The organism is Blastopirellula sp. SH421, assembly GCF_057808535.1.
Genome location: NZ_CM173712.1, coordinates 2,122,755 through 2,148,088, shown reverse-complemented (window position 1 = coordinate 2,148,088; position 25,334 = coordinate 2,122,755). Strand labels below are relative to the sequence as shown.

Sequence of the window (25,334 nt, the reverse complement as noted above, 5' to 3'; positions counted from 1 at the left end):
CGTCGTCCCTCTTTTGCTGAAAAAGGCCATCGCCATGTCATCCGGCAACCTGATTGATTGGAACAAGAACCTGCACCAAATGGAGACCGAAGCGATCACCACGACGCATCGTCTGGTTGAGACCGGTCTGTTTGATGATGAGCACCTGGTTCGCATTCTCGATACGCACCCGCGCAGTGCGTTAAACGTCAATACGATGGGTACCGACGAGACGAAAACCGAATGGAAAGAAGGAGACGCGTCTAAGCTGAACGGCGAGCAACTGCTGCAAGCGACCAAAGAAGGTCGGCTGTGGTTAAATATTCGCAACATGCTGACGCACCACCGCGAATACGCCGATCTAATCAACGGCATCTATGACGAGCTGGAAAGCAAGGTCAGCGGCTTTAAGGCGCTCGAACGTTCCGCCAACTTGCTGGTCTCATCGCCGACTGCGATCGTTTACTATCACCTGGATATTCCGGTCAACATGCTGTGGCATCTCCGCGGCAAAAAGCGAGCCTACGTTTATCCTCCGTTTGATGAACGGTTCGTGACGCAAGCGGCGATCGAAGATGTCATTTGCGGCGAAAGCTTTGAAGAGCTTCCTTATGATCCGTCGTATGACGACAGTGCGTTTGTCTGCGAGTTAGAGCCAGGGCACATGGTGACCTGGCCGCAAAACACGCCGCATCGCGTAAGCAATATCGAAGGATTGAACGTTTCGCTAACGACCGAACACAAAACGCCAAAAGCGATCCGCCGCATCAAGCTGTTTCGCGCCAACCGCTTCTTTCGCCATCAGTGCGGCTATCAGAATTTGTCGACCGCGACCGAAGGGGTCGGCTACAACATGAAGATGACAGCCTTCGCCTTCGTCAAAGCGTATCGCAAACTCTTCCAAAAGAAGTCTGGCAACTACGCCTATCCAGTGACCTTTGAGCTGGATCCGATGAATCCAACTCAAGTTCGCGAAATGTCGACGAAATAGCTCGGCACGCTTAGCGAGCGCGAGCTTGGACATCTTGCAGCAGGCGTTCTGACCAATAGGTCGCATGCGCCTGTCGCAGCTTGTCGGCATCTACCAACAATTCACGTCGCTGTTCGAGCGTCATTTCGTCCAGCGTCAGCTCGCTGATCGGCAGATCATTGGGTGAATTACCGTTGAGCTGTGCGATCGCGATATGCGCCGCCATCGCATGCGGATCTCGGACCAGCAGTTCTAACGTCGCTGCTTCGCTCGGAACCGGTAGCTCAAAATATGTTTGCTGCCGCTGCATCACGGCACAAGGGCGGGTCTCTTCAGCGATCACTAGGCGACCACGGCTTTGCAACCAGCGTCCCAACTGCGGTGAGCTAAGGATCAAGATCAGCGGCGCGGCGCCCAACCAGCTTGCTAACAACGGCGAGAACCACAAGAGCGCCAGCGGATTTGCCAACCCAATCACGACTGCCGCGATCGAACCTAGCAAAACCAGCTTCCAGCCAACTTTCCAAGCATCTTCCCATGTGAGATTTACATCTCCACGGTTCTGGGCATTCCATTCGACGCGGCGACCACGCAGCGTGGCGATAACAAAATGCGTATGGAACCACATCAACAGCGGAGCAAACAACGTCGAAGCAAACGTCTCTAGCGCGGCATCCAGCCAGATCGCGCTGGCTGGTCGACGGTCTGCAGGCGGGGTCGAAGCAATAAAATCGGCGACCGCCAAAACTTTGGGGGCCATTAACAACACTAGCGTTCCAACTAGCAACAGCAGCGAAGCCGAAGCGGCGCTGATCCCCAGTGACGTCGTGCCTGAACTCGAAACGGTCAGTAGTAAGGTCAGTTGCAAAACGACAAACGCCAACCAAAGCGGACTGGCCAAATAGGCGAAAGCGCCGCAGACCAAATGCCAACGGTTTGTAAGCGGCAGTTGGCAACGGACTAAAAAGTTCAAGTGTTGCAGATTCCCTTGGCACCAGCGCTGATCACGTTGCAGGTAGTCGAGCACCGAACCGGGCGTCTCTTCGTAGCTGCCTGCCAGATCATCCGCGATTCGTACTTTCCAGCCGGCGCGGCGGAGCAGGGCGGCTTCCACAAAATCATGACTCAGGATTTCTCCCCCTAGCGGGCTCTCGCCGGGCAATACGGGGAGCCCGCAGCTTTGGATGAAGGCGCGCGTACGAATGATCGCGTTGTGTCCCCAATAATTGGCGGCGTCTCCGCACCATTGGCGATAGCCGCGCAAGAATCCGCAGCCGTAGGTCGCAGCGGCGAACTGTTGAGCTCGAGCCAAGAGCGACGCTCCATTGATCGGACGCGGTGGAACTTGGATCAGCGCCAAGCGTTCGTCCAGTTCCATTCGCCGCACCATTTCGACCATCGTCTCGGCCGCCATCAAGCTATCGGCGTCCAAGACAATCAAATAACGATATCGCCCTCCCCAACGTTCGCAAAACTCGGCGATATTGCCTGCTTTCCGCGCGATATTTTTGGGACGACGACGATAGAAAACCTCCGGTTTCGAAGCGTCATAGGTCATCTCCAACCAGACCGCTTCTTCTTCGGCCGCGATATCGGGATTGGTCGTGTCGCTAAGCAGGAAAAACTCAAACGTCTCTTGTCCGCCGAGCTTCGCCAGTTCTTCACGCATCGCGCGAACGCCAGCCGCCACCCGACGCGGCGACTCGTTGTAAACGGGAACCAATATCGCCGTTGACGGCAATTGCCCCAGTTCCTCGGGCGTTAGCGGGTCAGCGAAGACTTTCTCAGGGCGAGGAATCAAATGCCCAACAATCGACATCCCGATTCCGTAGCCTAGCCATCCGGTCAACAGCACAAACAGCGTACCTGTCACGGCGTCAATTGGCCCCAGCCCACCATCGGCGGCGGCAATGTCTAGGAACAACCAACTCATCAATCCGCAAACGGTCATTGCGATTGCTAAGATTGACGCTTTGGGATGCTTGTCGGCAATCGCAGCGACCGCTCGGAAGATTCTATTTTTGGATTCTAACGATTTCACAAATACCTGCGTCTCTCTTGCCCCTACTGGACGTTATTCGTACGCGGCCCCGCGGATGCGCTAGAGCATTCGCATCGAATAAGCCAATTGACGAACAACGTCTTGGGTTCTGCGCCAAACGGCTAAATAGAACTCTGGACATACAACGATCGGCGGTTTGTGCAGATCTTGCATTCGCAGCGGCGAGCCACCTTCGTTCGGCACGGCGGCAAGCCGCTCGACATCATGAAAGCGAGACTCTGGACGCTTTAAATAAGCTTGCACGCCGTAGTAGACGATCCAACGGGATCGCTCACGTCCGACGACGCTAGACTCGATCTGCTCAAGCGCTATTTCCACTAATTCACGCGTCGTCTGTACTGCCTGCTCCGGATCATCCACCCCATTGGCGACGACATACCGCAGCAACGCTCGTCGTGCGAGCACGACTTGCGAGTCAGCCAGCGACTGAGGCTCAATCACGGTTGACATTGGTAACTCCATGTTTCACTTAGGTAATCGGATCCATCCTTTAGGCAGGCACGAATCTCCCGACTCGCTCCGGACTTGCTGGCCGTTGAAAAAGTCGCGATGACGCGGTCCCCTTGCCGGACCACCTCCGGGTGACTTCCGATGGGAAGCTCGGTTTCAACCATCAGTTCGGGATCCGCCTCCGGCTTCACCCCGGTAAAGGTAAGTACAAATTGCGTGCCGCCCTCTGGCCGTGTTTCGATGTGCGAGTCAGCCACGATGCCTCCGACATGTTCCGGCGGCTCGCCTGGACCAAAGTCGATGGAGTACGCCAACTCAACCACGTCGCCGCATCGTATCGGCTCTTCAGGCGTCCAAAAAGAAGCTAGATTATCGATCCATTCGCCGGGCGATTCGATTTCTAACAACTCGATTCGTCCTGCCGGAAACGCCCCCTTTGGACGTATCCAAACGGTGGGGCGTCGATGATAGTTCGCTTCTTTGTCTTTGTAATTTTTTACGTCACGATCACGCTGCAGCAGGCCAAATCCCTTCACTCCAGGCAAGTAGAAGGCTGAAAGTCGGGTTGCATCAGGATTGCGTACCGGACGGAATAACCATTCGCCGGTCACTGACTCGGCCAACAAACCGTCAGAGTCGTGCACTTCAGGACGAAACTCTTGTTGGTCTGCCGGCGCCGGTTGTCCGTCACCCCAGGTCCACATGCTGGTAATCGGCGCAACTCCCAACTTTTCGATGTCGTTGCGAGCCAACAACCGGGCGCGAACTTCGATCTGAGTCCACTTACCAGGGATCACCGTGAACTGATATAAGCCGGTAATACTCTTGCTGTCGAGCCAAGCATAAAAGGTCTGCGACTTGTCGTGGGTTGGTTTCTCTAACCAAAACTCTCGAAAGATGGGGAACTCTTCTCCCTTGGCCGATCCACAATCGATCGCCAAGCCGCGTGTTGATGCTCCATAGACGGTATCGGCCGCGACCGCGCGGAAATAACTTGCACCCAAAAACGCAATCACTTCAGAAATCGGTTTTCCTTCTTCCAGGTGATTCCACATCCGAAAACCGGCATAGCTGATCGGATCCCCTTTCAAGTGATTGGGATCAATGACTCCCTGGTGATACTCAAACAGATTGGGATCAAATTCAATCGGTTCGGCAGTTTCTGCATTTGGTTGAAATTCGTTCAAACGAACGCATTCACGAAAGATATAGCCGGGATGAAAATAATCGAGGCGCCACGATGTGCCGCTATCGGCCCATTGCTTTTTGTCAGGATCAAATACAATTTTCCGAAATTCGTCATAACCTAGTTCCGCTAACGGACCGTAGTTGACGATTGGATAGGCGTTTTGACCAAACTTGCGTTTCTCGACTGTCTCCCAAAGCTGTTGAAAACGTGGAGATACGTTGGCTGCTTCGCCGGCGGCGACGCCAAATAGACGTTGGTCTGCAAATGTATGCGTTTGGCAACAAACGACCGCCAGCAGCGCCAATAACCATTGGCAGCTGCTCCGCCCCCCAAGGCGAAAAACGCATCCATCGAGTTGTAAGAGAGGAGATGACATAGGAAACTTCTCCGTTCCTGAGAGTTCACCGCCCTTATAGCAAGAGCTGTGCCACAATCCGTTCTACCAGCCGCCTGTTAAGTCGCTTACGTGCTGAAAATGAATATGGATCGCTGAAAATGAAGAAGGGTTCGTATCAAGAAAAATTGGTTTGTTGGTTATATTCGCGGAGATACCATTGGCTCCCGTTTAGCGGTATTAGAATGAACGACTGACCCGTTTCTGCTATTCTGAATACTTTCCTCCCCCCGACTGCTGAACTAACCGCGAATTCGATTCGCACAACTTCATGTAGATGCGTTGCTTGGCTATCGGGCGACCACACCGACTAGGAAACGAGCAACAACTAGCGAAAATCATAAGCAGTCGTCTATTGAACCCCCTTAGACTGCTCGCTGGTTACCCACCCAAGACCTTCCGCATGTTCCCCCTTTCTACGCCTTGAAAAAGAAAACCGTCTCATGCTCCGAATCGTTGCGACCCTCGTTTTTGCTCTGGTTCTCAGTTCTGGATCGACGCATGTTTCGTTCGCGGCCAATCATGCGAAACAAGACGTCGACGTGGTTGTCATTGGCGCCACCCCGTGCGGGATTGCCGCCGCCGTCACTGCCGGTAGAACCGGAAAATCGGTGCTGCTGGTCGAACCGACCTCCCGGATCGGAGGCCTAGCGACCAATGGCTTATCGCACCCTGACTTTCGTTCGTTTGAAGGGTTGACCGGCGCCTTTAAAGACTTCAATGACCGCGTTCTGGCCCACTACGTCGATCAGTACGGGGCCGACTCGCCGCAAGCGAAAACCTCTCTCCAGGGAACTCATGCCGAACCGAAAGTCGCGTTGCTCGTCTACCAGCAGATGCTCGCCGAAGTCCCCAGCATCACTTTGCTAACTGAGCACCAACTTGCGGAAGTCGACGTCGACGCCGATCAACGAATTCAGTCTGTCACACTGACCAATCCGCAAGGCGATCAACGAACCGCCTATGGAAAAGTCTTCGTCGACGGAACCTACGAAGGGGACCTAATGGCCGCCGCCGGTGTCCCGTTCGCCGTTGGTCGTGAAGGGACCGCTGAATACGGCGAGTCTCTCGCTCCATCCGAAAGTGATGACTGCGTCCAAGGCTATAACTTTCGCCTGACATTTACGGACCAGCCTGAAAATCGCGTCATGGCCGAAAAGCCGACTGGCTATGACCGCACTCAGTTTCTGCCTTTGTTAAAGTTGCTAGAAACCAAGCAACTGACGTCGGCCATGTTTCGCATGACTGAGGGACACACGACCAAAGCGATCTTCAAAGTCCAAGACCCGAACCTGCCCAACGGCAAGTTTGATATCAATGATATGTCACGCGGAGTCGTGCGACTCTCCCTGCCGCAGATCAATAACGCTTGGCCGACCGGCGACGCCAAAACCCGAGCAGAGATCTTCGCCGCACATGTTCGGCACAACATCGGAATGCTGTACTTCTTGCAGAACGATGAGGAAGTCCCGGCCGATATCCAAGCAGCCGCTCGCGAGTTTGGACTCTGCCGCGACGAGTTTGTTGACAACGATCATCTGCCGGTTCAACTTTATGTTCGAGAAGCACGCCGGATGAAAGGGCAAACCATCTTCACCCAGGCGTATGTCAGCCAAGCCGGCGAGGACGCGCGAAGCCGTTTTGTACCTGACGCAATTGCGATGGGCGACTACGGCCCGAATTGTCACGGAACCGATCACGAAGGCCCAACGATCGGCGGCAAGCATACCGGAGAGTTTTATCAGGCGGCGTCCCCTTACCAGATTCCTTACGGAGTCATTCTGCCAAAGCAGCATCCCAACTTGCTGGTTCCCTGCGCCATGTCGGCATCGCACGTTGGATTTTGTGCTTTGCGACTCGAACCGATCTGGGCTTCACTAGGAGAAGCGTCCGGCGTCGCCGCCAGCATCGCGATCGACGAGCACAAACCGGTGCAGCAAGTTGATCCGGCGGCGATTCGCGAACAGTTACATGCAGCGGGCGCCGCTACTATCTATCTCAGCGATGTGTCGCGTGACGATCCCGATTTTGCCGCGGTGCAGTGGTGGGGATCGATCGGCGGATTGCATGGTCTGCATCAGGTCGCCCAAGATCAATACGGGAAGCGCGGGAAGCACCTGCGGGGACAGTACTATCATGCGTTCCCCCATCATGCGGCGGAATTAGACCGCCCTCTGGATGACGCATTGCGACAAGCCTGGCAAACATTAGCGGCGAAGTATCACCTTACCGGCGAGAAGCTCTCCACAGCGACAACACGTGGGGAGTTCATTCGCACATGCTACCAACTGGCGCATCCCAACAATTGAACGGCGGTATTTTTGCGAAAGCTCATAACTTTCGTCTATCGCCCTTCACAAAACCTTGCTCATTTCGCCGCTGGTTGCGACAATCAGAAGCAACCCATATGCGCGAACCTATCCAACCTTTGCGCCCCCACCTATCCGCGGTAGTTGCTCGCCCATGGCGGTAAAAGTCAAAAAAAGCTCTGCCTTACTGGCGCTGAACATCACTCCGCTAATCGATGTGGTGTTCTTGCTGCTTGTCTTCTTTATGGTCATGACTCGATTTGACGAAGAAGACTACAAGCTAGAAGTCGCACTGCCATCGGCGAGCGAAGCGCAGCCGCTAATCGCGCAACCGCGCGAGATGATCATCAATATTGATGCTGACGGCAAGTATCATATGCAAGGCGATTTCGTCACGCTTGAACAGGTTGAGAAAGCTTTGCAGCAGACCGCCGCCAACAATCCAGACGCGGCGGTGATCATCCGGGCAGACCGGCGCTGTCGGTTGGAGTTTCCGGTCAGCGTGATGAATGCCTGCAATAAAGCACACTTGACGAATTATTCGTTAACTACGTCCGCGCCAGAACGCATTGACTGACTTCATGCCAGACAACAAACGAGTTCGAAAACCAGAGGGCGATCAGCCAAGTACTTGGGAAGATCGTAGTTGGCCGGTCTATGGTTCACTGGCGCTGCTCGCAGGTTATTTCGCCGCGGTCAGCATGGCGTTGTTTGATTGGGATCACCCGCAGTGGTACTTCAACGCCAAATTCTATATGGCGCTGGCGCCATTGCTGCTGCTGTTGGGATTGGCGTTGGTCAAGTTTTCAGATCAACGAGCAATTCGCCGCGGCATTCAGCTTTCGATTATCCTAAGCTTGATCCTTCACCTCAGCATGTTTGTCGGAATGGTGGCGCTTGATCTCGTCAGTGTTCCGCAAGGTGAAGACGCCAAGGCGACGCGTCGCCAGGCGCGTCGTGATCCGGTGATCCTGCCCGATTATCATCCCTCGCAATGGGACTCCACCGCCGAAACGCAACAAGACTTTGAAAAGCCGGTCGAGACCGACGAGGCCAAGCCAGATCAAGAGCAGGTCGAGCGCCGTCAGATCGCCCCCAAGCAACTCAGTCGCGAAGACCAGCCAACCGTCGATCCCGAGATGGAGCGGGAAGCGACGCCCAACACGCCGACGAAAGTAGCGCGTCAAGAACAAGCTCCGGCGGAGACGCTGCAGCAGATGCCGTCAAAACTAAGTCGCAATTCAACGGAAATGGAAAAGCGGGAACAACAACCGCAACAGATCGAGGTCCAGCGCCAGACCGATCCGCAACCGCCGCAAGCTTCGGCCCAGGTCGCCGAAATGTCGCGGCAACAAAACTCGGCGACGCAATCTCGCCAAGAGAGCCAAATTGAAGCAGCCGCTTCGACCGCTGCGCAGATGAATCGTCGCGACACTTCCCAGCAACAGCCGCAACTGGCGGCCTCCAGCGCACCGCTGCAGCGACAGTCGGCCGAACCAACCCTGTCAGCGGCGGCCCAATCTTTAGCGGTCCAGCGAATGTCGGACCAATCGGTTGCGCCCACCGCACAACAGACCTCCAGCGCCCGTCGCAGCGCGGCCGCGGCTGCTTCCAGCCCGCAGCTAGCGCAAGTCGAATCGGCTAACAGCGCTGCGTCGGCGATTCAAAGCAGCGCCATGTCGCGAGCCGAGGCTGCCGCATCCTCGGCCAGTCAGATCGCGCCTGCTTCTTCGGCCCAGATCGCCAAAGCCAGCGGCGCCAGAGCGGCCCCGACAGCTTCGATCTTTGCTGAACAACTGGACTACGCCGCCGAAGCTGGCTCACGTAATCCAAGCCAATTATCCAGCGCCGCAACCAACATCGGCCGCAGCGCTGCCGGCACAGGCAGCGGGGACGATGGCGCAGCCGGCGAGATGCTGGGCGGCGTCGAACTGGGAGTCGTTCGGCTTGCGTCCAACGGAACCTTGCGTCGCGCAGCCAGCGATGGCTCCCCCTCACTCGAATCGGCACTCTCCGGCGGTGGTCAAGCTGGTGGACAAGCGGGCCGATCTGGCGGTGGGCTCACGCCGGGCGCAGCCGCTTCGCTGGATGGTGATGTCGCAGGTTCTGGCATGCGAACCAATGGTCGCGGCAGCGGCATTGCCGACGGACCGCAGCTCACTTCCGGCTCAACCGGCAGCATGACCGACATCGGTCGCCGCGAAGCTGACGGCGTTCCTAGCGGATCTGCAGCCGGAACCGGCACAGGCATCGCCGGAACCACAGGAACCACCGCCCTGGCTAGCGGCGCGATGGGAACGCGGGCCGGTAGCGGCGATTCTGGATCAGGAGAATCACTCGTCGCGGCTGCCGACAGCGGCGGCGAAACTTTTGGCCGTAGCGGCGGATCAGGCGGAGGCCCCAGCACGGTCATGATCGCCGGCGAGGCACCAGGCATGGGCGGCGACGCCCGGGCAATCCCCAGCGGCGGCGGACCATCTGGTAGTTCACTTGCGCCCGGCTCAGCCGGCCCCAGCATCGAACGTCGCGGCGCCGGGATGTCAACGATTGTCAAAGTCAATGCGGCTGAAGGGGCCGGCGGACTGGGAGATCGCATGGCGCCGGCCGTTGGATCCGTCGCGCGACGTCAAAGCAATGAAGCTCCCCAACTTTCGATCAATCTGACGCAGTTCCCGGTCCGTGCTTCTCGCTCGGGACTACCGCAAATCTCGGCGGCTATCGCGATGCCGACCGAAGCCTACCGCCGTCGGATGATGCGTGAAGAAGAAGCCGGCGAAGGCGCCGATGGGCCTTCGCCTGAAGTGCGTGAAGCAATCGAACGCGGGCTGGCCTTTCTCGCTCGTCACCAAATGCCCAACGGCAGTTGGAGTCTAAAGAACTTTCCGATAACGCAAACCGAAAATACCGCTGCCTATCGCAACGAACGTTCGCGGATGGATTCAGACACGGCCGCTACTGGTTTGGCGCTCCTTTCCTTCATGGGCGCTGGATACCATCATCTGGACGACAAGTACCAAAACGAAGTTCGCAAGGGACTCACCTTTCTGGTCGAGAACCAACAGGAAAACGGCGACCTCTACGTCCGCATGGACAACTATTCCAATTCCAACGCTTGGCTGTATAGCCATGGGATCGCGTCGATCGCGCTGTGCGAAGCGTACGGCATGACTCAAGACGCCAACTTACGCGAGCCGGCTCAAAGGGCAATCAACTTTATCACCACCTCGCAAGATACGTCGGTCGGCGCCTGGAGATATGCACCCGGGATCGGCGGCGATACTTCGGTCAGCGGCTGGATGACGATGGCCTTAAAGAGCGGTCAACTTGCCGGCCTCGACACATCGCCAGAAACCTACAACGGCATCAATCGCTGGCTGGCGCGCGCCGCCTATCAACCCAACGGTGGGGCATTGTTTGTCTATAACCCTGACGCACTCAACAATTCGGAACAACGTCACGGGCTGTACCCCTCGAAGACGATGACGGCGGTCGGCTTGCTGATGCGACTTTACATGGGATCGAATCGCGAAACCGAGGTCATGCAAAAAGGCGCCGAGCACCTGCTGGCCAATCTCCCTGAGGTCGGCACCCAAGATTCTCCGCAGCGCGATACCTATTATTGGTATTACGCAACTCAGGTCATGTTCCACATGAAGGGAGAATATTGGCAAGCCTGGAACAATCGGCTGGAGCCGATGCTAGTCGAATCGCAAGTCGTCGAAGGTCCACTTGGGGGCAGCTGGGAACCAGAAGGACCGATTCCGGATCGCTGGGGTGAGTTCGCTGGACGGATCTACGTAACGACGATGAACTTGCTGTCGCTTGAAGTTCATCACCGGCATCTGCCGCTGTATGTGGATGCGGCGAAGTAGGTTATCAAAAGCTTTTTTGAACCAGGTGCGCCGGGCAGTCTGTTCAAGACTGGCAGGGTTGAGCAGCAATAAGCTGCTGCCTATGCGATAGGAAATTATCTCCATCCGCAGTAAGTGAATTTCTTAACTGGATCACATTGTCTGTAGGCTTAAGCAACTGCTACGTTTGTTAAACCCAAACTTTACAACCAGTCGACTAGCTAGGATTACATCGCTTCACGCAAGCAAACCAACTTATTCCTGCCGCTTTCTTCAAACGCCAGCTTGTCTTCTCTAGCGAGCCAGCCAATGGCCTGCATCACTTGATCGCGTGGCAGGCCGACTTGTTTGACCAGGCGCGAAATGGACATCGGACCGTCGGATTGAAGAGTTGACCAAATAGCGCCTGCCGTCTCGCCAATTCGAGCAACCGATTCAAGCGTGGCCAAGTCCGTAGACATCGCAGTTGTCATAGTTTTCCCTCGTAGGCGAAGTCTCGCAAAGTGCGTCGATGAACATCCAGACGTGGGGCGAAATCATTATAACGCATGTCGTCTAGAGAGCTCAAATATTTCCCGCAGTCCGCATTTCAGGCTGCGCATAAAAAACGCGACGAAACAGACTCGTCGCGTTCGCATGCACGGGTTCATCGTCGCTGGCCGTAGCGAACTACGGAATGACAATCGATTCCATCGGAGCGTAGTAGGTGGTCGTCGGCGTCGCCGATTGGACTGCACCATCGAACGAAGCAGCCGGTGCGTAGTAGGTTGTGGTCGGGGTCACTACTTCGGTCCCGCCGTAGTACGTAGTGGTTGGAGCCGCTAACGTCGTCCCACCGTAATAAGTCGTCGTCGGAGCAGCCAGCGTTGTACCGCCGTAATACGTGGTAGTTGGTGCTGCCAGCGTGGTACCGCCGTAGTAAGTCGTGGTCGGGACCGGCGAATAATAGTTCGTCGTCACGACACTAGGCGCTGGCGAATAGTAATTGGTGGTGATCGGAGCCACATAAGCCGGAGCGTAATAGCTGGTCGTCATTGGAGCAGCCACTACCGGCGCCGCGTACGCACCATAAACAGGGCGATACGAGGTTCGCAGACCAAACAACCCCCGACGCTCCGGCACATAGCCGACAACCGCTGGAGCAGCGACTACAGCAGGCGTCGGATAGTACGCAACCTGCGCGTGGGCGGCGCCGCAATACGAAGCCGCAACCAACAGAGCGGCCGATCCCCAAACAAATGTACGCTTCATGACTTGTGTGTCCCGCAGATAAAAAGATGAGAATGGTTTCTCAATCATAGGTTTCATTTTCTGCCCATTCCGGCATTCTACGCGCACTTCTGCGGTTAGAGGGGTACGTTTCTCTAGGAATTATGGAGAAATCGATTGGATTGATCCGTTCCGAGTCGTAGAAATCTGAATAGGCAAGGTAGTTCGCGTGACGAATTCCGGCAAACAAGGGGGACATTGATGAAGGCGCAAACGGTTCTGACGGTTCTCTGCTTGACGATGTTGACTTTTCGCGACACCCAAGCGGAAGGCCCTCTCTCGGCGGAGGAAGAAATTACTGCCAATGTCGTTTCGTATATTGCGGCTTTTAACGACGCCGATCCCGACCGTCTGGCCGATCATTGGGCCCAGAATGCCGAATATCTTTGCCGTACCACCGGCGAAAAGGTCGTCGGCCGCGACGCGATTCGGCGGCATTTCGTTGATCAGTGCATTCTGGGAGATCATCCCAAGTTAAGCGTCGAGATCGACTCGATCCGCTTTGTAAAGCCGGATGTCGCCCTCGAAGAGGGAATTGCTCGCATCACCCATCCCGGTCAAAAACCATCACTGCTTTCTTACACGGCGATTCACATCAAAGAGGAAAATCGCTGGAAGCTGGATAGTGTTCATGAAACGCTTGTCGCTGACCAGCTGTCGACCGAATCCAAAGTTTCTGAAGCCCGGCAACAATTAGAGCCCTTGGCTTGGCTCATCGGCCGCTGGGTCGACGATTCGGAGGGCTCGACCGTCGAGACAATTGGACGCTGGAGTAAAAATGAATGCTTCTTGATCCGTTCCTTTAAGGTCTATGTTGCCGACGTCGTCGACTTAGATGGGACCGAGGTAATTGGCTGGGATCCCGCCAAGCAGTGCATCCGCGGCTGGGTCTTTGATTCAGATGGGGGCTTCGCGGAAGAAACTTGGACTCTAGAGGGAGACCGCTGGATTGTGAAGGCGACCGGCATTTTGCCCGACGGCGGCAAGTCCTCTTCTCTCCGCACGCTACACCGGACAGATGAGGACCAATATGAGTCGCGATCAGTCTGCCGCACGCTCGACGGCGAGATTCTGCCTGACGTCGGGCCTTTCCATGTGGTGCGGCAGCCCGAAGAATGAAGACGTAAGCTTTTGTCCCAATTTGTCAGGACAAATCTACTGAACCAATAAGAGGCGCGTTATGTACGCTAGAAATATTTTTTACATCGCAGTGTTAACGGCGGCCATGCTGCTGCCGATTCCCACTTACGCTCGCGGCTTCGGCGGCGGAGATGGAGGTAGAGGCGGCCCAGGTGGCGGCGGAAATCGCGGCGGTGGCGGAAGCCAAATGAACTCTCGTCCCGGCGGCGGAGCAGGGCGAAGTCCTTCGATGAGCCGTCCGTCAGCCGGTCGTCCATCGGCCAGTCGTCCTTCAGCCGGTGGTCGTCCTCCATCTGCCAGTCGTCCTTCCGCCAGCATGCCCAGCCGAAGCACTCGACCAACACCATCCAGCCGCCCCAGTTTTAGTGGAGCAGCCGGCCCGAGTCGTCCAAGTTCAAGCCCATCCTTGGGGAGCAATCGCCCTGCGGTGGGAAACAACAGTCGCCCCAGCTTCAACATCCCGAGCAACAATCGTCCGAGCATTTCTCAGTCGGGCAATTCCGGCACGAATCGGCCGAACTTTGCAGCGCGACCCAGCCTTGACACCAACCGCGCTAGTCGTCCTCAGGGTCGTCCTTCAAACTCGCAGTTGAATGACTTCCTGGGTGCGCGCGGTGGCACTCAAAATGTTGTACAAGGACCAAATTCACTCCCCGGCAATTCAACTCGGCCCGGTTCTCGCCCCAGCGTGGGAAATCCGGATCGTCCCAACCCAACCGGCAACCGAGGGCCCACCAACATTAGTCGTCCGTCACCTTTGCCCGATATGGGCAATCGTCCTACCTTTGGCAATCGACCCGGCAACGGCGATCGACCCGGCATCGGCGATCGACCCGGCATCGGCGATCGACCCGGCATCGGCGATCGACCCGGCATCGGCGATCGACCTGGCATCGGCGATCGACCCGGCATCGGCGATCGACCCGGCAACGGCGATCGACCCGGCATCGGTGATCGACCCGGCATCGGTGATCGACCCGGCATCGGGGATCGACCCGGCATCGGCGATCGACCCGGCATCGGCGATCGACCCGGCATCGGCGATCGACCCGGCAACGGCGATCGACCCGGCAACGGCGATCGACCTGGCAACGGGGATCGACCCGGCATCGGTGATCGCCCTGGCAACGGCGATCGACCTGGCATCGGCGATCGACCTGGCATCGGCGATCGACCCGGCATCGGTGATCGACCTGGCAACGGCGATCGACCTGGCAACGGGGATCGACCCGGCATCGGCGATCGACCTGGCAACGGGGATCGACCCGGCATCGGCGATCGACCTGGCAACGGGGATCGACCTGGCAACGGGGATCGACCTGGCAACGGGGATCGACCCGGCAATGGCAATCGACCCGGCCACGCGGATCGCCCCAACAATCACCATGGATCAGGGGATCATGCGCACGCCAACTGGAACCATTATCAAAACCGGGGTAACCACGTTCGCAATCGGTACAACTACTGGAGCGGTCGTAACAACTGGAACGCTGGTTTTTGGGGCTGGAACAATCCAGGCTTCAACCGTTGGGGCTTTTACAACTATCGCCCTTATCCTGGATATTGGTGGCGTTGGTCAAGTCCCGTTGGGCTCACCTCATGGTTTAGCTTTGGCTCGACCTGGGGCGATCCCTGCTATTACTACTACGGCGATAATGTGATTTACGACACGCAGTACGTCTACATCAATGACGCACCTGCTGTGACGACGGTGCAGTATGCTCAGCAGGCTGCTGATTATGCTGCTGCGGGTCGAGAAGCGCTCGCCGCAAATCCCCCCACTGACGAGAACGGCCAAAACTGGATGCCGCTTGGAGTCTTCGCCCTGGCCAACAAGGACGAAGGAGATCCGATCATGTATCTACAACTGGCGGTCGACAAAGATGGGCTGATCGCCGGCACTTACTACAACACCGAGACCAAGTCCAACTTGCCGGTGCAGGGGAGTGTTGACCGCGATTCGCAGCGTGCTGCATGGACAATCGGCGATAAAACGAGCACGGTAATGGAAACCGGGATCTACAACCTGACCCAGGACGAAACGCCGCTCTTGATTCACTTTGGTGAAGAAAAGACGCAAACCTGGATGCTGGTTCGCTTGCCCGAAAACCAAGATGCGCCGGCCGCAGATCCAACCGTAGCCAATCCCGATGCGGTCGATCCGTTTGCACCGTAGCGACAATCGTCTCTTGGCAGCGGCGCATGCTAGTTGTGCAGCGCCGCTGCGATCGATCCCAATGAAGCTTAAACGTTAGATCGCATGCTCTCGCTGCGATCTTTTTTTTTGAACTGGCATTCTCGCAATTCCGTCCGCTTCGAGCCAAGTCTTATCAGCGTCCTGCTGTCCTAGCAGCCCAAGGACAGCCGTTTCTATATCAGGATTCGTCACGCCTGTTCTCCTCAGCGGCTTCAGTTGCCCCCAGGGACAACAGCCGGTGCTTTCTCGCTTTTTAGCCTGAACTCCAAGCCGGTCGGGGGTGTCTCGGGGTAAGATCATCCCCCTGGTCATCATCTGGTCAGGAAAGACTCATCGTAGGCTTCGAAAGCTGCGTGCTGAAGTTCGCGGCCCCAAGGAGGCGCCATGACGAAATTGCAGCCTGATTACTCCTTCGTCCGTGACGGGCTGTCTCTGCAAGAATGGCTCTGGAAACTGGTCGATGAAGCGAAACAGACACGGATCCGTGCAGGAGAAACGCTACAAGCGATGGAGTGGGGCTTGCCTTCGTTGCATACCGACTGGAATGATCTCGCTACGCCTCTCGATATCGTCGGCCAAAGCCAGCGATTCGCTGCCGCATTGCGGGAGATTTTTGCGGACGATACATTTGAGTCGGTTCAGTTTCTAGAAAAGCTGGGGGGGCTCTGCCTGGGGTTGGCTCGCGACTGGCTAGGACGCGTCGATCAATGGTCCGAGCAGACAAGCGCGCGCGATGAGAAATACGATCGCATCGCGAATCGTCTTGTCGAGACGATCCATTCAGCCGTCGACGAAACGGAAAAAAATCAAGCGGTGGATCGGCTAGCTAAACTCTCGGCAACTTACATCGCTGGAAGTTGTAACGATGCGAACGACGATCCGTTTCACAATGCCGAGTCGATCGCCCCATCGGGGATCGCGGCGTGGCGCATTTTTCAGATCCTGGATGTGGAGATTCTGGCAGCGCCGGCGGTTTTAGAAACGTTTTTGAAAGATTCCAAATTGCGTGGGGACGCTCTTTCCATCCTCCAGCGCTGTGGACCTGCAGCGGTCGACTGGGCTCCGGTCCTGTTGCAGGATTTTGATGCACTAGCTCGCCAACGAAAGAAGTATTATTGGTTTGACGCCGCGGCGGCGCTGGGGAGCATCGGCCAAGGCGCCTCAGTAGTCGTCAACGCGATGGAAAGTCGCCTGATTCATAAAAATCAAAACGTTTGTCGCGCCGCTGCCGACGTATTGCAGCACATGGCAGGTGAGGTATGCGGCCGGGAATCGGAAATCTGCAAATTGCTGCTCCCGATGCTAGAGGACGAAGAGATCGCGACGAATGCGCTTCTCGCCCTCGCTTCGGTCGGACGGAACAGCCTGGAAATTCGCTCCAAAGTGCTGGCATTGGCCGCTCCCCAGCCTCCCAAACTGAGAAGTTATGCAGGCTATCCGGACATGCAATACGATCAATCGATGCACACGCGGGGAATTGCGCTCTCCACGATCGAATTCTTCACCGCCTATCCAGATGAGTGCCTGCCGGTGCTGATCGAAGCCTTGGATAGCTTTGAAGAGTTTGATCCAGACGAAGGATATCACGGTCCTCACGCCAGAGTCGCTAACCTGATCGCGCTGTTCGGGCCGGCAGCCGAGCCTGCAGTTTTGCCACTGGTACGGCATCTAAACGATGAACCGGACGAGATGCCCTCCGCCATATTAGACTGCTTGGCCGCCATCGGTCAGGCAGCTTATGGCGCGCTGCCGGCGTTAAACGCGCTTCACGAGCAGTTTCCGCCGGATGAGCCTACCCAAGCGGACGTTCCGGTGGACCGTGACGACGACCCGATCGGCTGGATCATTCATCAAATCACGAATAAACTTCCGCCGCAGTCAAATTGAACCACGAGCGACAAGCTGTCCCAACGTAGTTCCTTGCCGTTGCTGCGGGCTGATTCTATCGTGTCAACCATCGGCAAGCATGGCCATGCCCTACGCCTTGGGCAGCGCCTTTTCGCGTAGTTCGCGCGGTAGGGCGAAGTGGACTTGCTCTTCGCGGATGCTGTGCGGCGTGATCGTTGCGCCGTGATTTTCGACCAGGTAGTCGAGACATTCCTGGACCACTTCTTCTGGAGCGCTGGCTCCGGCGGTGACCAAAACCGACTCGACACCTTCAAACCACTCGGGCTGCAAATCCGAAGCTCCGTCGAGTAGGTAGCCCGGCGTGCCAGATTCTCGCGCCAGTTCTTTCAGACGCTGGCTGTTCGAGCTGTTCTGGCTTCCCAGCACCAGCACCAGATCGGCCTCGGACGCCAAAATGCGAACCGCTTCTTGGCGATTTTGGGTCGCGTAGCAGATATCTTCTTTCGGCGGGCCAATGACCTGTGGAAATCGCTGTTTGAGTGCGGCGATAATTCGATTGGCGTCATCCACCGACAGAGTCGTTTGCGTCAGGTAGGCCAACTTGCTGTCATCCGCAACTTGCAGATTGGGGACATCTTCGGCCGATTCGACCAAGATGATCGCCTCGGGGGCTTCTCCCATGGTGCCGATCACTTCGTCGTGACCTTCGTGGCCGATCAAAAAGATCGTGTAATGTTGCTTGGCGAATCGAATCGCTTCGAGGTGAACCTTGGTCACCAGCGGGCAAGTCGCGTCGATTGCGAAGAGTTTACGGTCCTTCGCGTGCTGACGAATCTCGGGAGAAACCCCGTGCGCGCTAAAGAGCAACGTCGAGCCTTCTGGCGCCTCGTTCAAATCGTCGATAAAAACCGCCCCTTTTTCTTTGAAGGTGGTCACGACGTATTTGTTGTGGACGATCTCATGATAGACGTAGACCGGCGCCCCAAACGCCTGCAAAGCGAGGTCTAGACTCTCAATCGCCATGTTAACGCCGGCACAAAAGCCGCGGGGACTTGCGAGGATCACTTTCATCGTAGCGCACTTCTCCTTACGATTGCATCATACTGAATCGCCGCAGCGGCAGATAGCGGCGTTTGCTCCCCCCAACTTCCGGAACCGTGACGCCCAAGGCGGATGTAACGCGTGCCCGACTCACGATTTGAGCAGCAGCTTCAACAATATGGTCCTGATTCACCGCACGAGCCTTGTTCGCTCGCGGCGGCTAGTGATTATTGCCAACAGCTGACCCAAAGCCATTACGAGAACTTCACCGTTGCTAGCTGGCTGCTGCCGCCAGAATTACGCCCTCACTTCGCTCACATCTACGCCTACTGCCGCTGGTCGGACGATCTGGCCGATGAAGTAGGGGATGACGCTCGCAGCCTGAGGTTGCTTGCCTGGTGGAGGGCAGAACTAGAAGCCTGCTATCGCGGCCAGGCCTGGCATCCGGTATTTGTTGCTTTGACCGAGACGATTCGCGAGTTCGAGATCCCCATCGAGCCGTTTGCCAACCTGTTGCTCGCCTTTGAGCAGGATCAGCGGGTGAAGCGGTATGCGTCGCATACCGAGTTGCTCGGTTACTGCCAAAACTCGGCCAATCCAGTCGGTCACTTGGTGCTTTATCTTGGCCGTTCGTTTGGCCCAGAGACGAGTGAGCTATCCGACTCGATCTGCACCGGCCTGCAACTGGCCAACTTTTGGCAAGATGTCGCTCGCGATTATGCGATCGGCCGCATTTACCTGCCAGAAGCAGATCGTCAAAAGTTTGGCGTGACTGAAGCGATGCTCGCGACAGACGTCGCGTCTCCCGAATTTCGTCAGCTGCTGAAATTTGAAGTCGAACGAGCCGAGCAATACCTGAATCGCGGTCGCCCTTTGATCCCCATGATTGCGCCGCAGCTGCGGCTGGATGTCGAGCTGTTTCTGGCCGGAGGGCTGGCGATTTGCCAGGCCATTCGTCGCCAAAATTTTGATGTGCTTCAGTCACGCCCCACCATTGGCAAGTGGCAAAAGCTACAACTACTGCTGAGCTGCCTGCTGCGGCGAACCTTCTCGCGCAGTTCAAAAGCGTCGGTCCCCGCCGGCAAGGAGGCGACCACATGAACAGCTCTTTGGCCACCAGCTATGCTTTTTGCCAGCAAACCGCCAAGCGTTCTGGCTCGAACTTCGTAATGTCGTTCATGTTGCTCCCCCGTGGCAAAAAATGGGCGATGTACGCTTTGTATGCGTTCATGCGCCAGACCGATGATCTGGGAGACCAGCCGGGCGATCTGCAGCAAAAAACGGAAGCTTTAGCCAGTTGGCGGCAACAGCTGTTCGCTACGCTCGCCGGAGAAATTCCATCTGATGCTCGCTTGTTGGCGGTGGTCGACACGATCCGCCGCTACGAAATTCCCGTCGAATACCTAACAGCCGTGATCGACGGCGTCGAACGCGACCTGGCGCCGCAACCGTTCGCCACGTTCGCCGACTCGCAGCATTATTGCTATCAGGTCGCCGCCGCGGTTGGCTTGGCCTGTTTGCATATTTGGGGTTTTGAAGGATCAGCGGCGATCCAACCGGCGCTGGCCTGCGGGTACGCGTTTCAGTGGACTAACATCTTGCGTGATCTGCGCGAAGATGCGCTCGTGGGCAGACTCTATTTGCCGCAGGACGAAATGGACCGCTACGGCGTTTCGATCGATGATTTTGCGACCAGCCGAATCGTCGACGGATACAACGAGCTGCTGCAATTTCAGATCGCAAGAGCAGGGGAGTTCTACCGCCAGGCCGAGCCGCTACAGTCTCTGCTGCATCCCGATGGCCGAAAGATATTTCCGGCAATGTTCAGCACCTACCAAGGTCTGCTGGCTCGTATCGAGCGCGACCCCACCGCCGTTTTACGACAGCGCATTTCGGTAGGATCTTGGAAGAAGATGCGGATCGTCACCTCGCTAATGTTGGCCCAACTTTTTGATTTTTCCTCTCCGACGACGGTCACGCGCTGATGAAGTCTGGCAAACGAACGGAAGTGGCCCACCGACCTTCGGTCGCAGTCGTGGGAGGCGGACTCGCCGGCCTTGCTGCGGCCGAAGCCTTGTCGCGGAGCGGCATGCTGGTCACGCTATTTGAATCGCGACGTTACCTAGGAGGCCGCGCCGGATCGTTTCGCGATGAAACGACCGGGCAACTCATCGATCACTGTCAGCATGTCGCGATGGGCTGCTGCACCAACTTTCTCGATTTCTGCGAACAGACAGGGGTCTCCTCCTCCTTTCGCCGCGATCGCCAACTGCACTTCATTGACGCAAAAGGAAAGGTCTATCCTTTTGCACCGATCGAAGCCTTGCCGGCGCCGCTGCATTTGGCGCCGGCATTTTGGCGCCAAAGCTATCTCACGATGGGAGATCGATTAGGGATCGGCGTCGTGCTGCGCCGAATGGCGCGACTCTCGGACGAACAAGCCGATAAGTCATACGTCGGCCCTTGGCTGCGTGAACAAAAACAATCGGCCGGCGTCATTCAGCGTTTTTGGGAAGTGATCCTTGTCAGCGCCTTAGGCGATTCGATCGAAAAGACTTCGCTGGCCGCTGCACGCAAAGTATTGATCGATGGTTTTTTGGCCCATCATCACGCCGCTGACTTGTACGTTCCGGCAGCGCCGCTGGGGCAAATCTACGAAGAGGGGATTGCTCGCTGTCTGTTTGATCGCGGCGTTCGGATCGAAATGGAATCGCCAGTTGACGAAGTTTTTCGCAAATCGGTCGGCGGCGTTTTCAGCGTCTCGGTCAAAGACGAAGAGACGCTGCAGTTTGAAAATGTTGTCATGACGATCCCCGGGCGTCGCCTGAAAGCGGTGCTCGCGCCGCGGATGTTTGAAAAGATCCCTGATCTGTCCCGCATTGATCAGATGAATCATGCGCCGATCACCAGCGTCCATCTGTGGTACGCACAGCCGATCACCGATTTGCCGCATGCGGTGCTGCTGGATCGGACCAGCCAATGGCTGTTCGCGCATGGTGAAGCGAAGTCGCCGCATGATGGTCAGACCAACGCTCACTACTACCAAGTGGTGATCAGCGCGTCGCACAATTTGCCGGCAGGCGATCAACCGGCGATCATTGCTGCCGTAACGCACGAGCTTTCTGAACTGTGGCCGGTCGCCGGCCCCCCACTGTTCGCGCGGGTGCTTACGCAAAAAGCAGCGGTCTTTTCGGCGGCGCCTGGGCTTGATGAGATACGTCCTCCGCAAGCGACGCCGGTGACCGGCCTGTTTTTGGCCGGCGACTGGACCAAGACAGGTTGGCCCGCGACGATGGAAGGAGCAATTCGCAGTGGTCGGCTGGCGGCCGAAGCGCTGCTGCGCCGCTATGGCCGCGAAGAGCAACTGGTCAAGCCGGAACTACCGCATACCTGGTTGTGTCGAAAGCTATTTCGCTAAGGTCGAATACTCTGTTAGGCGCTACGGTACGAAAAAAAGCGTCACTACGCAAAGAAATCGTCATCTCCATCTCGGGGACGATCGCCGTCCCGACTCGCCTGGTCGCGAGCTTGCCGCTTCGCTTTCAACAACCGACTGACATAATCTTCGTCTTGGACTTGGTCCCCAGTTTGTTGCGTATCGCTACTGCTCATCTGCGGCGGATTTTCTGCCTGCGGCGAGGGCTTAGCTCGCGAAACCTGCTCCACTGACACCGGTTCTGACGTCTCGAAACGTGTCGACGCTTGCGACGACTGATACGATGCCGAAGTACGTTGTTTGGTCGCTCGCAATCGCTCCAGTCGATCATCCGCTTTCGCTTCTTCACCGCGCAGTTTCAAGCCAAGCCAACGTCGCACGGCGATCAACCATTCCCAACCAATGGTAATGCGACGAAACGCTACATCGCCAACAAAAGCAGCGGCAGCCAACACCAACACCCACGGCCAAGCTTGTCGCAAACTGATCGCTAACGGTAAGCTACGACGAAACGTATCGACTCGGGCTTCTGCTTGAACTTCAGAAGTTGCGTCACGGATGACAACTCCCGGCTCGCCTCCTTGGGGAACGTTACCAGCGATCTGCTCGAGTAGATTTAGATTTGTAGGATGGCGAAGAAACTCGGCCGAGTAGCTGATGTTCACGCCGGTTCGCAAGATCGGTTGCCCCGGTCCGGTGGCGATCGACAAAAAGTAACTGCCTGATTCACGCGCCGGAAAGCTTCCTTCGTATCGACCAGGCGAAGTCTGCGTCAGCGAGAAGTTCTCGGACTCCATTCCCGGCGTCACCGCAGCGCCGACCACGTTTAAAAAGTTGACGTTTTCCTTCGCCTCATCAAGCGCAGAAACAATCACGCGCACTTTGCCGTCCGCTTCTTCGGTCGCGACAGCAAAATTTCCTTGGTCGCCGGCTGGTCGCATCGCGTACCGAAGCATCTGCATGAAAAACTTGTCGTAACCTTCCCACTCGGTCCAGCGATTGGTCCAACGCGCACCGGCATCGCTCGTAAAGACGACGGTTCGCCCCAGACCATACTGCCAACTTGCCAACAGGGTTGCGTTTTCTGGATGCTGCGCTGGTATCGGCGCGACCAAACCAACCTCAACCAGCGGACTCTCTTTGACGGTTGTCATGACAAAACCATCAAAGGCCGGCATGCCGTCGATCCCTTGCAGGATTTCATGTGACGAATAGAAAACCGGCGTCATTCCCGGCACTTCTTTCACTAACGGCTGGGCGACTCGACGAGCTTCACGCATGAAAATCCGCGGGATCGCTTTGGGGTTGTTGACGGCGTAAAACTTGCCGCCGCCATTTCGCGCGATGGTCGACATTAATTTTTGATCGGCGTCGGCTCCCACGGCGACGGCGCTGACAGTCATCCCCATTTTCCGCATGTCGGATGCGATCTGGGCAACGTTGCCCGGCTCGGTCTGTCCGTCGGACAACACAATCATATGCTTGACGCCGGCATCGACATTTTGCAAATCACGAAAACCAATCGCCACGCCGGGCGTCATGTTGGTTCCGCCAGACGCCCCCAGCTTGCGAACCTGGGCGACAAACATGCCGGGGTTGTCAACCTTGCGAATCGGCACAACGCGTTGGGCTTGCGAATCAAATCCAATAATCCCTGCAAAGTCTGCAGCCCCCATAGCGCGAATTGCCGCCAGCGCCGCGCCCTGCGTCATCTGCATTTTTTCGCCTTGCATCGAGCCGGACTTGTCGAGCACCAGCATCAATGCGCCCACCGGGACTACCTTGGCGTCGCGAATGGTAAAGCGAACTGGCGATGCTTCTTCTAGTTTGGTGTTGGCCCAACCGCCAGCGCCAAAACTACTCGGGCCCCCCAAGATTAGCAGCCCGCAGCCCAATTGCTGCGTATTGCGAACCAGTAGATCAATCTGGCGATCGCTAAAGCTGGTGATGCCTTCGCCGCTTGATCCGCTGGCTCGCGGCACATCAGCCAGAATGACCGCATCATAAGGCTGCAGTTCGGCCATCGTGGTGAAAAGCTGATTGCTCGGCTGGACGTCGACTTCCAACTCATGCGCTTTCATCCGCTCGACCAGATGATCGAACTGCCCGGTCCGTTCCCAATCTTCGATCAGTAAGATCCGACCTTTGCCGTGGGCATTCACAAACGAGGTCGCCTCGTTGTTTTGGACCAGCAGATCGTCTTGCTTGTCACGCGGCGTAAAGCGAACCTGATAGGTATAGAAGTTCGCTTCGTCCAGCACGTTCTCAAAGGCGAAGACTTTTTTGCCCGGCGGCAATTCGATCTCTTGTTCGGCCAAGACAACTTCGTTGACGCCCGCTTTGCGAACGAGCGAAAGCTTTCCGTATGCGGTGCGAGCCTGACCAGCTTCCGGCGTTTTGTTGGTCAACACCACGCTGGCCTGAAAATTTTGTCCGACCCGCGCTGACTCGGGCGTAGTCAACTTTTCGATAATCACTTCGGCCGACGAGGACGGCGCAAAGATCGGCGCGACGTCGATCCCCACACCGCTGGCCGCCAAACTTCGCGCAATCGGCAGCGCGTCTCCGATCGTCTGATTGCCGTCCGAGACGATCACAATCCGTCCAGACGCGTCCGACTGCAAAGAGGCTTGCGCCAATTGCATTGCGCCGGCCAGATTGGTGTCGTCTGTTTCAACCTGCGCAAGTGCAGACAGTCGTTTGAGCGGAGGCAGCGGCGCATCGGTCGGGGGAAATTCGATTGCCGGCTGATCGCCAAAGACGATCACCCCGACACGATCTCCTTGTTCTTCACGCCGATGCGCGTCAACTTCGCGGACGACATATTCGACCATCGCTTGACGCTGTCCGCTGGGGATGCTTTGCGATTGATCCAACAGATAAATGACCGTCAACCGGTCATGTCGCTGCAACGTCTGCGTTTCGGCCAGCGCGGCGATCAACAGCAAAAGAATACAGACTCGCAGCAGAATCGCCGCGGCGCCGCGAGAGCGGGTCATTACCGAAAGTGATTTTCTTCCCAGCTCGATCACCAACGGGATCAGCAGCAACAGAAGAAAGAACCAAGGACTATCAAAACGGATCTCGTTGAACATGCCGAGGAGATCTCCGCTGTGGGATTAGGATAAGTCTGCCATTCTAGCATGACGTACGACTTCAAACTTCGCTAGCCAAACGCCAAAGGGGTCGAGAAGGAAAC

General features: G+C 56.6%; 18 protein-coding genes. 10 read left to right on the top strand and 8 right to left on the bottom strand.

The features are described from left to right. Positions 1-34 precede the first annotated feature (34 nt). Entirely contained in the window at positions 35-970 is a 936-nt protein-coding gene (locus SH421x_RS08860; RefSeq protein WP_488855068.1) for a cupin-like domain-containing protein, read from the top strand. 10 nt (positions 971-980) lie between these two features. On the opposite strand, the gene mdoH is transcribed toward SH421x_RS08860, so the two are convergent. Genes mdoH through SH421x_RS08845 form a run of 3 tightly spaced genes read right to left on the bottom strand, consistent with a single transcriptional unit; the run spans position 981 to position 5,026 of the window. Continuing rightward, positions 981-2,990, bottom strand: a complete 2,010-nt coding sequence (gene mdoH, locus SH421x_RS08855; protein ID WP_488855067.1) for a glucans biosynthesis glucosyltransferase MdoH — start codon at positions 2,988-2,990, stop codon at positions 981-983. Between the two features lie 60 nt (positions 2,991-3,050). Next, positions 3,051-3,461, bottom strand: coding sequence for a hypothetical protein (locus tag SH421x_RS08850; RefSeq protein WP_488855065.1), 411 nt, complete (start codon positions 3,459-3,461; stop codon positions 3,051-3,053). Continuing rightward, on the bottom strand, positions 3,449-5,026 hold the full coding sequence (locus SH421x_RS08845) for a glucan biosynthesis protein (protein WP_488855064.1): 1,578 nt from the start codon (positions 5,024-5,026) through the stop codon (positions 3,449-3,451). Before SH421x_RS08845 ends, SH421x_RS08850 begins: the two co-directional genes overlap by 13 nt. Before the next feature lie 461 nt (positions 5,027-5,487). Here SH421x_RS08845 and SH421x_RS08840 point away from each other — a divergent pair, with 461 nt between their 5' ends. The 3 genes from SH421x_RS08840 to SH421x_RS08830 all read left to right on the top strand — a co-directional run bounded on the left by SH421x_RS08840 (position 5,488) and on the right by SH421x_RS08830 (position 11,225). Beyond that, a complete protein-coding gene (locus SH421x_RS08840) occupies positions 5,488-7,353 on the top strand; it encodes an FAD-dependent oxidoreductase (protein WP_488855062.1) in 1,866 nt (621 codons plus the stop codon). A gap of 154 nt (positions 7,354-7,507) precedes the next feature. Continuing rightward, positions 7,508-7,930 (top strand): ExbD/TolR family protein, encoded by a 423-nt coding sequence (locus SH421x_RS08835; protein ID WP_488855061.1) that lies wholly within the window; start codon positions 7,508-7,510, stop codon positions 7,928-7,930. A 4-nt stretch (positions 7,931-7,934) separates the two neighbouring features. Further along, on the top strand, positions 7,935-11,225 hold the full coding sequence (locus SH421x_RS08830; protein ID WP_488855060.1) for a hypothetical protein: 3,291 nt from the start codon (positions 7,935-7,937) through the stop codon (positions 11,223-11,225). 206 nt (positions 11,226-11,431) lie between these two features. Here SH421x_RS08830 and SH421x_RS08825 read toward each other — a convergent pair whose 3' ends face one another. Together SH421x_RS08825 and SH421x_RS08820 are read right to left on the bottom strand one after the other, a co-directional pair. Beyond that, positions 11,432-11,677 carry a winged helix-turn-helix domain-containing protein gene (locus SH421x_RS08825; RefSeq protein WP_488855058.1) on the bottom strand — a complete coding sequence of 82 codons (246 nt, stop codon included), beginning with the start codon at positions 11,675-11,677 and terminating at the stop codon, positions 11,432-11,434. Between the two features lie 196 nt (positions 11,678-11,873). Beyond that, complete coding sequence (locus SH421x_RS08820) at positions 11,874-12,455, bottom strand: hypothetical protein (protein WP_488855056.1); 582 nt, start codon at positions 12,453-12,455, stop codon at positions 11,874-11,876. A gap of 219 nt (positions 12,456-12,674) precedes the next feature. Here SH421x_RS08820 and SH421x_RS08815 point away from each other — a divergent pair, with 219 nt between their 5' ends. Next, positions 12,675-13,592: a YybH family protein gene (locus tag SH421x_RS08815; protein WP_488855055.1), complete on the top strand. Its 918-nt coding sequence runs from the start codon at positions 12,675-12,677 to the stop codon at positions 13,590-13,592. A gap of 126 nt (positions 13,593-13,718) precedes the next feature. Here the strand turns inward: SH421x_RS08815 and SH421x_RS08810 are convergent, their stop codons facing one another. Continuing rightward, positions 13,719-14,096, bottom strand: coding sequence for a hypothetical protein (locus SH421x_RS08810; protein ID WP_488855054.1), 378 nt, complete (start codon positions 14,094-14,096; stop codon positions 13,719-13,721). 283 nt (positions 14,097-14,379) lie between these two features. Between SH421x_RS08810 and SH421x_RS08805 the strand changes: the two genes are divergently transcribed. Both SH421x_RS08805 and SH421x_RS08800 read left to right on the top strand, forming a co-directional pair. Then, a complete protein-coding gene (locus SH421x_RS08805) occupies positions 14,380-15,789 on the top strand; it encodes a hypothetical protein (protein ID WP_488855052.1) in 1,410 nt (469 codons plus the stop codon). A gap of 405 nt (positions 15,790-16,194) precedes the next feature. Further along, on the top strand, positions 16,195-17,697 hold the full coding sequence (locus tag SH421x_RS08800; protein WP_488855050.1) for a HEAT repeat domain-containing protein: 1,503 nt from the start codon (positions 16,195-16,197) through the stop codon (positions 17,695-17,697). A gap of 90 nt (positions 17,698-17,787) precedes the next feature. Here SH421x_RS08800 and ispH read toward each other — a convergent pair whose 3' ends face one another. After that, a complete protein-coding gene (gene ispH, locus SH421x_RS08795) occupies positions 17,788-18,729 on the bottom strand; it encodes a 4-hydroxy-3-methylbut-2-enyl diphosphate reductase (protein ID WP_488855049.1) in 942 nt (313 codons plus the stop codon). A gap of 111 nt (positions 18,730-18,840) precedes the next feature. Between ispH and hpnC the strand changes: the two genes are divergently transcribed. The 3 genes from hpnC to hpnE are packed head-to-tail and all read left to right on the top strand — an operon-like array spanning position 18,841 to position 22,117. After that, positions 18,841-19,800 carry a squalene synthase HpnC gene (gene hpnC / locus SH421x_RS08790; RefSeq protein WP_488855048.1) on the top strand — a complete coding sequence of 320 codons (960 nt, stop codon included), beginning with the start codon at positions 18,841-18,843 and terminating at the stop codon, positions 19,798-19,800. Next, positions 19,797-20,684: a phytoene/squalene synthase family protein gene (locus tag SH421x_RS08785; protein WP_488855047.1), complete on the top strand. Its 888-nt coding sequence runs from the start codon at positions 19,797-19,799 to the stop codon at positions 20,682-20,684. Before hpnC ends, SH421x_RS08785 begins: the two co-directional genes overlap by 4 nt. 23 nt (positions 20,685-20,707) lie before the next feature. Beyond that, entirely contained in the window at positions 20,708-22,117 is a 1,410-nt protein-coding gene (hpnE, locus tag SH421x_RS08780) for a hydroxysqualene dehydroxylase HpnE (RefSeq protein ID WP_488855046.1), read from the top strand. Positions 22,118-22,161: 44 nt separating this feature from the next. Here hpnE and SH421x_RS08775 read toward each other — a convergent pair whose 3' ends face one another. Then, positions 22,162-25,230 carry a VWA domain-containing protein gene (locus tag SH421x_RS08775; RefSeq protein ID WP_488855045.1) on the bottom strand — a complete coding sequence of 1,023 codons (3,069 nt, stop codon included), beginning with the start codon at positions 25,228-25,230 and terminating at the stop codon, positions 22,162-22,164. Positions 25,231-25,334 lie beyond the last annotated feature (104 nt).